11 protein-coding genes are annotated in these 11,191 nt (G+C 44.4%); 5 read left to right on the forward strand and 6 right to left on the reverse strand.

The window, feature by feature from the left end; translation table 11 throughout:
- Positions 1-189: 189 nt before the first annotated feature.
- The 3 genes from RIM23_RS16810 to RIM23_RS16820 are packed head-to-tail and all read left to right on the forward strand — an operon-like array spanning position 190 to position 1,296.
- Positions 190-567 carry a DUF433 domain-containing protein gene (locus tag RIM23_RS16810; RefSeq protein WP_446368331.1) on the forward strand — a complete coding sequence of 126 codons (378 nt, stop codon included), beginning with the start codon at positions 190-192 and terminating at the stop codon, positions 565-567.
- Positions 564-956 carry a DUF5615 family PIN-like protein gene (locus tag RIM23_RS16815; protein ID WP_446368332.1) on the forward strand — a complete coding sequence of 131 codons (393 nt, stop codon included), beginning with the start codon at positions 564-566 and terminating at the stop codon, positions 954-956. The genes RIM23_RS16810 and RIM23_RS16815 overlap by 4 nt, the downstream gene beginning before the upstream one ends.
- Before the next feature lie 22 nt (positions 957-978).
- On the forward strand, positions 979-1,296 hold the full coding sequence (locus RIM23_RS16820; RefSeq protein WP_446368333.1) for a DUF4926 domain-containing protein: 318 nt from the start codon (positions 979-981) through the stop codon (positions 1,294-1,296).
- Between the two features lie 966 nt (positions 1,297-2,262).
- Here the strand turns inward: RIM23_RS16820 and mutL are convergent.
- The 6 genes from mutL to RIM23_RS16850 form a co-directional block, all read right to left on the reverse strand.
- Complete coding sequence (gene mutL, locus RIM23_RS16825) at positions 2,263-4,074, reverse strand: DNA mismatch repair endonuclease MutL (RefSeq protein ID WP_446368334.1); 1,812 nt, start codon at positions 4,072-4,074, stop codon at positions 2,263-2,265.
- A 96-nt stretch (positions 4,075-4,170) separates the two neighbouring features.
- Positions 4,171-4,677 carry a Rab family GTPase gene (locus RIM23_RS16830; RefSeq protein WP_446356789.1) on the reverse strand — a complete coding sequence of 169 codons (507 nt, stop codon included), beginning with the start codon at positions 4,675-4,677 and terminating at the stop codon, positions 4,171-4,173.
- A gap of 120 nt (positions 4,678-4,797) precedes the next feature.
- Positions 4,798-7,644 carry an OmpA family protein gene (locus RIM23_RS16835; protein ID WP_446368335.1) on the reverse strand — a complete coding sequence of 949 codons (2,847 nt, stop codon included), beginning with the start codon at positions 7,642-7,644 and terminating at the stop codon, positions 4,798-4,800.
- An 86-nt stretch (positions 7,645-7,730) separates the two neighbouring features.
- Positions 7,731-7,859, reverse strand: a complete 129-nt coding sequence (locus tag RIM23_RS16840) for a hypothetical protein (protein ID WP_446368336.1) — start codon at positions 7,857-7,859, stop codon at positions 7,731-7,733.
- Positions 7,849-9,132 (reverse strand): RNA-guided endonuclease IscB, encoded by a 1,284-nt coding sequence (gene iscB / locus RIM23_RS16845; RefSeq protein ID WP_446368337.1) that lies wholly within the window; start codon positions 9,130-9,132, stop codon positions 7,849-7,851. The genes RIM23_RS16840 and iscB overlap by 11 nt, the downstream gene beginning before the upstream one ends.
- 312 nt (positions 9,133-9,444) lie before the next feature.
- Positions 9,445-10,056, reverse strand: a complete 612-nt coding sequence (locus RIM23_RS16850) for a hypothetical protein (RefSeq protein ID WP_446368338.1) — start codon at positions 10,054-10,056, stop codon at positions 9,445-9,447.
- Here RIM23_RS16850 and RIM23_RS16855 point away from each other — a divergent pair.
- On the forward strand, positions 10,055-10,225 hold the full coding sequence (locus RIM23_RS16855) for a hypothetical protein (protein WP_446368339.1): 171 nt from the start codon (positions 10,055-10,057) through the stop codon (positions 10,223-10,225). The genes RIM23_RS16850 and RIM23_RS16855 overlap by 2 nt on opposite strands.
- Positions 10,226-10,264: 39 nt before the next feature.
- A complete protein-coding gene (locus tag RIM23_RS16860) occupies positions 10,265-11,152 on the forward strand; it encodes an RNA-guided endonuclease InsQ/TnpB family protein (RefSeq protein WP_446368341.1) in 888 nt (295 codons plus the stop codon).
- Positions 11,153-11,191: the final 39 nt, after the last annotated feature.

Here is an 11,191-nt window from a genome sequence, read left to right on the forward strand (position 1 = left end):
TCTCACTATCTGTGCAAACAATAATTGAATCCATTGAAGCCCTTTCTGTTGAAGATCAAGCTTTATTAATGGTAGGGGCACGGCAATGAAAGAGCCCCTACAGGTAGCGCCTGTGCTTACCCCAAATAAAAATGACGGTTCATATTGTGTAGATTGTAGTATAAAATTAGTTAGAGAAAGGCTACAGATATGACTTTGGCATCAAATGGAAAAGCGGCAATCATCCGTACAGAACGGGGACTGACTATCCTAGGTACACGCATCACCCTCTATGATGTGATGGATTTTTTGAAGGCTCAGTATCCCCCTAAGTTGATCCGTGATAAATTTAATCTTACGGATGAGCAAATTAATGCAGCATTGTCTTATCTTGAAGCCAATCGCACTCAAGTAGAAGCTGAATATCAAGACGTTCTCCAAACCAGAGAAGAAATTCGCCACTATTGGGAAGAGCGCAACCGCGAACACTTTGTCCGAATTGCCACAATGCCACATAAACCAGGTCAAGCAGCTTTATGGGCAAAGCTAGAGGAGCAAAAAGCCAAACGAGCCTCAAAATCGTCATGAATTTTCTGGTAGACTACAATCTTGATGGATATGCCCTAGTTTTCCTGGGAATCTTAACAAAAGGGGGCTGGCTGGAGTTTCTGTCTATCCAGTTTGTAACGTTTACAGAAGCTGGATTGTCGATGGATAGTAGCGATCGCCTTGTCTGGAATTATGCTCAAGCCAACCAAATGATGATTCTCACAGCGAACCGGAATATGAAGGGTGATGATTCATTGGAGCAAGTTATACGCGAAGAAAACACATCAAATTCATTTCCTGTGGTTACAATTGGTAGTCTTGAGCGCCTTGACGAATTTGACTATCGAGAGCGATGTGTTGAACGCCTCATCGAGATTGTACTGGACATTGAAAACTATATAGGGGTTGGTCGCTTATTCATTCCATAGTGACAGATAAAGGAGCGAATTCATGAAAGCACAATACCCTCTGTTTTCCCAAGTTGCCCTGGCTCAAGACTTACCAGAATACAACCTAAAACAGGGAGATATTGCAACAATTGTGGAATATTACCATAAGGCTGAAGGTGAAGAGGATGGATACAGCTTGGAAGGATTTGATGTGCCTCAAGTAACAATCGAGGTTGCCGCCTCGCAAATTATCCCCGTTGTTCAGTGGCAGCGGGAAGAAATCATATTACGCAAGTTGCGTCAGCTATCAGAATTAAGACAGCAGCAATTGGAGGAGTACCTTGATTTTCTCTTGCAAAGAGAGAAGATAGCAAAATGAACAAAATACTAAAAATCAACGCGATCGCAGATTTATTCAACGTTTAGATCTATTATCAGAGAACCTCCCATTTTGGCAAATAGCTAAAATCTGGGGCTACACAAACGCTGTGTGTTAATGTCTGATATAGTTGAGGCGAGAATGGCGTTTATTAATGCGATTCGACAGTAATTTCCAGGTTAATATATTGAATATTGACACGTTTGCGGAAATAATGACTGGAAGAAAGTCTATGCAAATCACGATCAACATCCCCAAAGACCTAGAACAAAAGCTGATTTAACAAGCTACCCAACTCAATATTCCCCTCGAAAGCTTTATCCTTCAATCCCTGCGTCAACTAACTCAAACAACTCAAAGTAAAGTCGGCTTTTGATCAGATACTATCCTGGCTTACAAAGGTGATCCTGACTTTTCAGCACTTGAGTCTTACCGTGATGAACTTCTACCACCTCGCGAACCGAAGTTGTTCTAATGCGCTACCTGCTGGATACCTGCGTCATTAGCGACTTCATCAAAGGGGAACCTGGCACACCAGCCTGACTCCAGCCGCCAACTGATACCAAATCCGCCTTTATTACCCCATGCAAGAGGAGGCGATTGAAATCGCTGCTACACAAACTTTCGTCCGCCTGCGCGGACTGGGTTATAACGGGGGTAGCGTTCCCCGGATTTATTATGACATTGCGGTTTCCGTGATCACGGTGATGGAATTGTGCTATTGCTTACAATTCAACCCTCAACGCTCCCAGAAAATTGAACCCGTTAAAACGGGTTTTATAGCAATCGCCATAGCGGTTAGGACGCATCTTATGGTAGAGACGCGCTTTTGAAGCGTCTCTACAACAGTTCGTTTGTCCTAATCGATGTGTCTACTGCTATAGCTTTTAGCCCTAACTTTAGTTAAGGGCTTAAGTTAACTACTCTTGCGATACGATTATGGCGAAGACAGCGCAACTACAAACGTTAAATGCCATGGCTTTTGCCAATCACCCAATGACGACGGAAAAAACGAGCTAACGCTGATTCTTCTAGGGGTAAGTAAATTGGTCGCCCATGGGGACAGGTGCGGGGATGGCGGGTCATTTTCCATTGATTTAATAATGTCTGCATTTGGTCTAAAGTTAAGGGTGTGCCATTGCGAATTGCACTGCGACAAGCTGTGGCAACTTGCGCGGTTTGTAAGTCTCCACCTAAACTGAGTTCTAATAGGGCATCAGCACAGTCGTCTCGCTGATGTAGTAGGGCGGGTGCGTTACGAACAGCCCAAGTATGATCACCAAAGGGTTCTATTTCTAACCCAATCCGTTGCAGTTGTTCGAGTTGAACTGGGGTTAAATGGTTGAGAATCACAGGCGGTTCTAGGGGAACAAGTTGCCAGCGATCGCGCAGTTGTTCGTACAAGACTCGCTCATGGGCAATATGCTGCTCAATTAACCACATTCCTGTATCATGTTCTGCCAGAATATACATATTACGCACCTGGGCAACGGCTTTTAATTCCACTAAACCAATATCCGAAGTATTACGCTCCTGTTTTGGTGACTCATCCAGGTGATAAACGCCCTTTTTTGCCGAGGCTGTCAGTAATTTGCCGACGCGATGGGATTGAGAGGCGGTGTCAAAATTTTCCGCCCCAATCCGCAAGGCTTGTTCAATGGCTTGGCTAATCTGTTCTTGCCAATAGGAAAGGGAATGCAGATAAATCTCTGCTTTGGCGGGATGACGATTCCAATCAATTTGACTGGGGCAAATTTGTAGGTGAATAAAACAAATCGGATAGCGATCGCGCGGTAAGGTTTTCGCCATGGCGCTTAGAATCGTCTGTTCCAATTCTGGCGATCGCACTAATCGTCCATTGGTGGCTACTTTAACCCAATCTGGGCGGTGACGGTGACAGCGATCGGGTAATCCCAAAACCAAGGAGAGTTTTGAGTTTTGACCCTTCGCTAGGCTCAAGGGCATGGTTTTCCGAAAGTAGGGGCGGGTTTCACTACTATCGTTTTTTGTCACCCTGATGTTAATAAACCCGCCCTCATCTCCCCATCTCCCTGTCACCCCGGCTCCTCCGCTCCCCCCCTCTGGTGTGGGAACATCTACGGTTAATTGCTGCAAATCATGCACGCGCACCTGTTTGAGGAGTTGCGGGATGATCTGTTGAGCCGTTTTACCCGGACTGATTGTAAACCAGGAGCGATCGTTTTGCTGAACTTGCCAGGTAACTGATGGATAGCAAAGGGCTATATTTTGAACCGTGGCTTGTACCATTCGTTGTTGTTGGTTCGTCGAAGGTAATCCCTGACGACGCAGACGCCACTTACCAAATAAATTCGAGACACTCACTACTGTACCTGGCGCGATCGCAACCGCTTCTGTGCCTTCTGTTTCCCCTTGAGTATTATACGCACAGCGCCATCCCTCCAACGTACCTGTTAGTCGGCTGCATATCTCTAATTCTGCCAACGCCGCAATACTATGCAAGGCTTCACCACGAAACCCTAGACTAGTAATCTTGTACAAATCATCGCGACTTTGAATTTTGCTCGTACTGTGCGCTGACGCAGCTTTTTGTAAATCTGTCAAGTCCATACCCGTGCCATTATCTGCCACACGCACACGCCATACATCAAACCATACAGCCACCGAGATGCGCGTCGCCCCTGCATCCAAAGAATTTTCTACCAATTCTCGTACCACGGCGGCTAATGAATCAATCACCTCGCCAGCCGCAATTAAGTTAACAACCTCCGTCGGTAGGGTTTGAATAGGACAAGTCATAGTTTTGAAGTAGGGGCGAGTTTAGACTCTTACGTTTCGCTGTTGAGAGTTTCATTCAATCTGTGTAATCTGTGTTTATAGAAGGTCATAAAAATCCTAAGCGTTTAATATTTTATAAGCAAGCTGTCCAAAAATTTCATCGACGTATGCACCTGTTTTCGCTGAGGTTCGATACAGTCCTGATGTTGGATTTAAGTCTTTATCCTCAACGATTTGAACCATTTGGTTAACTTTTCCCGGTTCGACTAAATCCGATTTATTTAAGGCAATGGCAATTGTGCCTTTAGGATTAACCGATAAAAATAGGTTAACATGTTCATCTAATCGCTCAATGGTTTCCATGCGGCTGACATCAGCAACAACGATGACACCACTCGCCCCCTGTAAGTAACTGGGAGCGATTGATTTAAATTTAGTATGTCCTTCCAAGTCCCAGATGAGTAGCTGTAAATTTACGGATTCTAATATTTTCCGGGAGATCTTCACACCGACAGTAGATAGATACTGATCGCTAAACTGACCTTCGACGAAGCGGCGAATTAAGCTGGTTTTGCCCACGCCAAAGTCACCGACGAGACAAATTTTCTTGGATATTTTAGCCATTAGTTATTGGTCATTGGTTATTGGTTATTGGTTATTGGTTATTGGTCATTGGTTATTGGTTCAGGGAATAATTTTTGACTTTTGACTTTTGACCCTTCGCAACCCTTTTCGGGCATACTTTCAACGTGCAATCGCCTCAAATTCAACAAATCGGCTGTACTTATGGGATTCATCAGTATACAGGCCTGCGGGGGGTTTGGTGGTTCCGGATATTTCTAAGCGTCTAGCATCAATTCCCTGACGCACTAATACCTCAGCCACGGTTTTTGCCCGTTCTAGGGCTAATCCCTGATTTTCTAAAGGTGTACCACTCGGATCACTATGACCAATGACTCGGAGTGATTGGTTGGGGTAATCTTTGAGGAATTCTGTCAAAGCGTCCATTTTATCTTGTTCTGACGCTTCTAATTCGGCGGAATTTAGATCGAAGTAGATGCGAGAGGCTAAGGCTAGAGGTTGTAGTTGCACGGTGTTGGTTACAGAGTCCACTCCGGGAATTTCCTGCAACGCTTCGGTAATTTTCTGGGCATCTTTGACCTGAATTACACTGCCTTCTACAGTAACTTTACCGTCCTGAAAGTTTGTCCAAATTGCCAAACGTTCGGTTTGATTAAGAATAGCGGTAACTCGCTCAACCTCGGCGGCTACTTCAACTGGATCAGGTGGAACTTTGATGGCAATGATATCATTTTCTATCTCGCCATTGGGTATAGTCGTTTGGGCAATTTGTCCTGCTTTTTCGACCAGATATTGATTCGGCAATTTACCAGACAACTTAATCGTATCGCCTTGTGCTTCCACATTTAAACGATAAACAGCGAGTTCGGGATCAGATGCCAAAGCCACGGCGGTTTCTTCCTCAAACTGATGATTAATACCACTTTGATGCAGATAAAAACCCCACGGAATAAAAATCAAACCCAATACAGAAGCACAAAGGCTTAACAAGGCTACAGGAACTTTACGCGGCGACTGTTCTGATTTGGGATTAACCAGGGTCAATGATTCCAGAAGTGACGGGATTTGAGCCGGTACATTATCCGGATCTCCATCAAATAATTCCATCGCCTTCCCATGGCGGAGAACAATGGTACTCAAGGTGTCGCGTATTTTATCGATAAATGACTGTGGGGGCTCGCCTTGCGTCACCACGGCGAGATAACAGTACCCGGCGACTTCCAGGAGAATGTCACAATGTCCATATTCGATGCGATCGAGTTCTGATATTTCACCGGATTGAATAATACAATCATTCACAAAACTGCGAATGGCTGTCAACATCCCCGCCACCATATCTGACTCCAAATGTTGTTTGCCAAAGGGTTGAACTTCAGCAATCACTAATCCTGATGCTTTGTGAATCAGAAAAATCGCCTGGATGGTGAATGGCATTGACTCTTTAAAGATGAGTTCTGCCTCAGAGATTCCCTGGCTTCGTGCCCTAATTTTGCGACTAATTCCCTCCATACTTAGGGAATTTTCCACTTTCTGGTCAATCGCCCGCATTGCTTCCGATAAATATTTATAGAACGTTCCCCCCATGACTGGATAAAGGGCGTCTACCATTGTATCCCGTTCTATCTCAATTTGTTCTTTAATTGCCGCACTCATTTCCGGGGCAATTGCCCGGGCAAATTCCCCCGGATTGCTGAGAATTTGATAGTTAACGGCGGATGGAATAATCGGCGCCAAGGCGGAACAGATTCCCTCTTTATCTTCTTTTGTTTTCGCCTCGATCATCTGATCCACAATTGGCGCGATCGCACTTGCCATTTCCTCTCTGGCTTCAGCGATTTTCATGCTTAAAATCTGAGTAATTAAAGGCAAAAGTAGTTTAATTAGATTTGTCGGATCGTATATCTGATTTTCTAGAGCTGAAAATTTTTCCTTGAGTAGTTCAATACCTTCTTGTGAATCGAGAAGATCTGGCGTCAGTAGTAATTTTTGCAAGCGTTCAAATTCATCCTCTATATCTACATCATAAGCTAATATTGATTCCTGGCTATAGTTATCAGGTTTATATTGAAGCTGGGATGATGATTCTGTAGACTGTTCACATTTCTCAGTTTGCGGCTGATTGGATTCAGTTAAATTGGATGAGTCCGTGCCGTTTTTTGATGAATCTAATTGCGATTGATTCAACTCTCCTAGCGCTATTAAGAGTTTATCAGAGATGGAAGAATCCCTGGATTCGTTAGGTTCTTCAGACAGGTTTTCAGGTGAGGTTGGGTTGATCTGAGATTGATTTAAGGGGTTAGAGTTTTGGGAAGATGATGGCGCAGTAGTCGGATGATCAAGTAACGATTCAATTCTCCCATTTGATAAACTCTCTAATCCGGTTAGAGTCTCCTCTGAAGCGAAATGAGCCGTAGTTTTTTGGTGTGTCCCCTTAACCGGAGATGAATGGAGTGACGGTAAAGGCGATAAGAGTTCGGGATTTTCCGCTTGTTGGTTATCCGAGGGACTTAAGTAAAAAGCATTAAATGTTTCTTCAGGCGTTTCTTCAGGTTGAGATAACTCAGAGAAAGCATCTCGCTTTTTGGTGTCGTCATTGATGGTTAAATCAGACGATTGGATTGATGTAGTATTGAACGGGAATTGATTCAATCGCTGGACTTTCCCTTCTAAGGGGGAAGCAACAGGCTGTAAGGACTCAGGCTCTAATTCCTCTATACTAGTGGCATCTGAGCCAATGCTACTTGGATAAGCTCTACTTTCTTCTCCCCCTGCTTCCCAGCCGTAACCTGCTACGTATTTACTTGCTTCCTCTGCTTCCCCGGTTTTGTCCACTTGTTGTCTTTTTAACTGATCAGTGTGGAGTTCACCCTGAATTTTCCCGTTCTCCTTTGCGGAAGACATTTCTGTTGCGGCGGCTTCAGTTGAGTTAGAATTCTGTAAATCCATCAATAAATCCAGCAAACCCTCTAGCTGGGATATGGCAGATCCCTTTTTTTCTGGTAAAGCCATAATTTGATCCTGCCTTGTCCTATATTGGCACCGAGTTCCGTAAATGCAGAATCGAGTCAAATGCCAAGTTTGACTCAATTCTAATCCTATTTATCGAGGACATCCACCTTAAATGCGGCAAGGGGGCGGACGCCTGTACCTGAAAGGTCAGCGTCTGGGGAATTGCCGCCAACAAATAAATTGAGTGACAGCGAATCCTTGTGTTTAGAATGCATATTCATATCCGTCAGCTCTATGAATTGTTTTCAGATATTTTGGATGCACGTCGAATTTTTGACTTCCTGTGGTTAACTTGAAGCTTGGGTTGAATCGAATCGCTATTCGACCCCTGTAGGCTCCTGCATACTTTCCAGTTAGAACATTAGCTTCAACCAAGTCTCCAGTTTGGAAACATAAGAAGAATTTCTTTCGCGGAGCATGACGAATTGGGAACCCAAATTTATTGGTTCCGCAACGTTGTCTTTTTCCGTGACCTTTGGCTTTAACGCTCAAAGGTTTAATTCCGTTAAGAAGAAGTTTTTTAGGCGTTGAAGCACCAACACAAGCTGCATCAGTCCAATGAGTTTTTTCGATGCCTTTCGTTTTACGGTTGAACTTTGTTCGACCTCCAGAACCTACCTCTACTGGCAAACCAGTTGACTGAAGCCTTCGATACAGTTCCCAACGGGTAGCATTAACGGCTGCGGCATCTTTAAGAGGTGCTTTGGCTTGAGCTAATACCCGCTTGAGGAATTCTGGTTTCTTTTTCAGGAATTCTTCAACGGGTTTGTTCCCCTTAGCTTGGTTGCAGGAATGACAACTAAGGCAGAGATTACTGACTCTATTGGAACCTCCCTTACTTCTAGCAATGATATGTTCAATCTCGAAGGGGACATTTTTAACGCCACAGTAAGCGCATTTTCTTTCCCATTTGGCGAGTAAATACTCTTTGACCTCAAAACCAAACAGTTCACCTCGTTGGTACTCAACCCCGTTAATTTCAGGGTTTTGGATATGCTGCTTTCTCGACCTGACTAGCTCTTGAGAGATTGCGGTAACTGGGCAAAGTTTTCTGATTCGCCTCACCCAAGTTTCAATATTGGCAATTCGACTCTCAAGGGATGGTGGTAGCCATCCATCTTTACGGGTTCTGTTCAGGAAGCGGGGTTTGCGGTAACGAGTTTGGCGATTGCGTCGCCCCCTCCTTAATGATCTGCGCTCTTCAAGGGAATCTTTAACCTGTTGCCCTCGGTGTGAGATTTCAAAAGCGCTTGTTACACGTCCTGTTTTCTCTTGAACAACCGCAATACCCGTTGTCTTGCTGCCAGGGTCTATTTTAATTCGGTGCGGATGAGTAACAGACTCTTGTGCGGCTCTGTCTTGCAAAACAATAGTGAATGGATAGCGCTTAAATACCTTAGCCCTCCCTTGCGAGAGTAGTTCTCTAGCCCTTGCTGGATGACAAGGGTCAAGAGGTTTCAGGTTTTTATCTATAACGAAAACACGCATTACTGCATCTCTCAATTTCTTGGTAAAGTTTGCCTCGACGGTGTTAAGACCCGGTACTTTCTGAGTAACACTGGCTTTTCCGAATGACCTGTTTAATTACCCAGTTGTAGAGCAAGGAACTGGCACGCATCCCTTGGTACGAACGTTAACTCTTAGTCTTAACGGCTGCTAGCTATATAAACTAGCCGTCTGGTCAACAGGCTTTTTCAAGCCCACACCATACCCCTAAGGGTTGGTGTGCGGTAGTTGACTACATTACTAGCTTTGAGCCAACATTTGGCTGAACGTTGGGACTAATAGTGATCTCGCCTCTTACTGAGACAAGGGACTCGCTTCTAAAAGCCGAACATCAACGTCCACATTATTACCTGCTGCTTCTTTCAGCTCAGGAGCAAATTCCGTTCCTTTAATTCTTAATCCTAATTCAAACAAAATATCTGCCATATCATCTTTAGCAATTTTGCCATCATTAATTAGGGAAAATCGTCGTTCTAGTTCTTCAAAAACATAGGCTCTTAGGCTTCTAAGGTCTTCTTGAAGTTTTTCCCTAGTTTCTGAGAGTTCGTTATGTAAATTATTGGTTTGTTTTTCTAAGCTATTATCAAGGGATTCCAAATTCCCAGAAAACTTTTTGTTGACTATATCGATGGTTTGCCGAATCTCAGCATTCTCGTTTTGAACTGTCATGTTCAGCGACTTCAGTTTTTTATCCAGGGAATCTACCGCAGCTCGTAGCTCCGTCACATAAACAGTCTTGGTTTGCTCAATGCGATCGCGCATTTCTTGTTGGATCAACGTGAGGTTCGACTCAATTTTGTCAATTCGGCTATCGTACTCTCGTAATTGAGCGCCGAAGATGATATCCCGGATTTGGTCAATATTACCCAGTCGCTCGCGCATTTGGTCTTTACTGATTTCTGCCATGCTTTTCCCTCTCTCTTGGTTAAACTGCTGGTTGGCTCAACTGGATTGGTTTGCGGTAAATATCACCCGATTGGGGGGTGACACTACTATAACACTGCTGCTATCTCTAGAAGATAAGTCAGAATCATTCAGAGTAAAGTCTTTCCAACTGAGTCAGTTATTGGATTGACTGCTTGTCTCATCTATTTTATTAAACCCGCCGAGAAGACTGCGGGGACAAGCCCGCGCAGATGAAAGGCGGGGTTGGCGTAGGTACGCACTTCGATATGACAAGCGAACGATGACCAAAAGAGGTCAACAGCTAACGCTTAGTTGTATCGGCAAGCGAGTAAGTTTAATCCTTGATGTCCCCGATTATTTCAAGGAAATATTTGAGGATTGGGACTTCTGTGCCGCGACACTCACATACTCTAAGCACTCAAAGCAGTTTTGGGTGAGATTAGTTTTTGAAACAGATGAACCACCTCAACAGGACGAAGGCAAAGTTTTAGGAGTTGACCGAGGCTTGTACCACATCGCCTCAACCTCTGATGGTCAGCTCAACTCTGGCTCAAACGTAAGAGCCAATCAACGACGCTACTTATACAATCGCAAGAAACTCCAGCAAAAAGGCACTCGAAGCGCTAAACGTCGCCTCAAAGCGATGTCGGGCAAAGAGAAGCGGTTCATGCGGGATTGCAACCACTGTATAAGCAAGAAACTGGCTGCACTTAATGGCGTGAAAATTTACGCCTTGGAGGATTTGTCAGGTATTCGCAACCAACGCAGAAACAAGAAGCTCAACAAGTGGATATCTTCTTGGAGCTTCTATCAGCTTGAGCAGTTCTTGACTTACAAAGCTGAAGCTAAAGGTAAACAAGTTGGTTATGTAGATGCCCGATACACATCTCAGAAGTGCAGCCGTTGCAAACAGCGTCACAGCACAAATCGGCATAAGTCGAGATTCCACTGTAAGACTTGTGGATTTAAGGCTCACGCCGATATCAATGCATCCATGAATATTCGGGATGACTATATTCTCTCTACTACTCCAAGTGGGTCGGTAGAGCAGGCGTCAGTCAATGCGCCGTATGTTTCGACCAGAGATTCTGGTTAGTTACAAGCTGCGTGGGCTTGTCCCCGCAGCAGTTGACTG

It is taken from the genome of Coleofasciculus sp. G3-WIS-01 (assembly GCF_040223135.1).
Taxonomy (GTDB): domain Bacteria; phylum Cyanobacteriota; class Cyanobacteriia; order Cyanobacteriales; family Coleofasciculaceae; genus Coleofasciculus.

Excerpts from the sequence above, each read along its gene's own strand:
- iscB (WP_446368337.1), bottom strand. The coding sequence starts at position 9,132 with ATGCGTGTTTTCGTTATAGATAAAAACCTGAAACCTCTTGACCCTTGT.
- RIM23_RS16820 (WP_446368333.1), top strand. The coding sequence starts at position 979 with ATGAAAGCACAATACCCTCTGTTTTCCCAAGTTGCCCTGGCTCAAGAC.
- RIM23_RS16835 (WP_446368335.1), bottom strand. The coding sequence starts at position 7,644 with ATGGCTTTACCAGAAAAAAAGGGATCTGCCATATCCCAGCTAGAGGGT.
- RIM23_RS16830 (WP_446356789.1), bottom strand. The coding sequence starts at position 4,677 with ATGGCTAAAATATCCAAGAAAATTTGTCTCGTCGGTGACTTTGGCGTG.
- RIM23_RS16840 (WP_446368336.1), bottom strand. The coding sequence starts at position 7,859 with ATGCATTCTAAACACAAGGATTCGCTGTCACTCAATTTATTTGTTGGC.
- RIM23_RS16850 (WP_446368338.1), bottom strand. The coding sequence starts at position 10,056 with ATGGCAGAAATCAGTAAAGACCAAATGCGCGAGCGACTGGGTAATATT.
- RIM23_RS16855 (WP_446368339.1), top strand. The coding sequence starts at position 10,055 with ATGCTTTTCCCTCTCTCTTGGTTAAACTGCTGGTTGGCTCAACTGGAT.
- RIM23_RS16810 (WP_446368331.1), top strand. The coding sequence starts at position 190 with ATGACTTTGGCATCAAATGGAAAAGCGGCAATCATCCGTACAGAACGG.
- mutL (WP_446368334.1), bottom strand. The coding sequence starts at position 4,074 with ATGACTTGTCCTATTCAAACCCTACCGACGGAGGTTGTTAACTTAATT.
- RIM23_RS16815 (WP_446368332.1), top strand. The coding sequence starts at position 564 with ATGAATTTTCTGGTAGACTACAATCTTGATGGATATGCCCTAGTTTTC.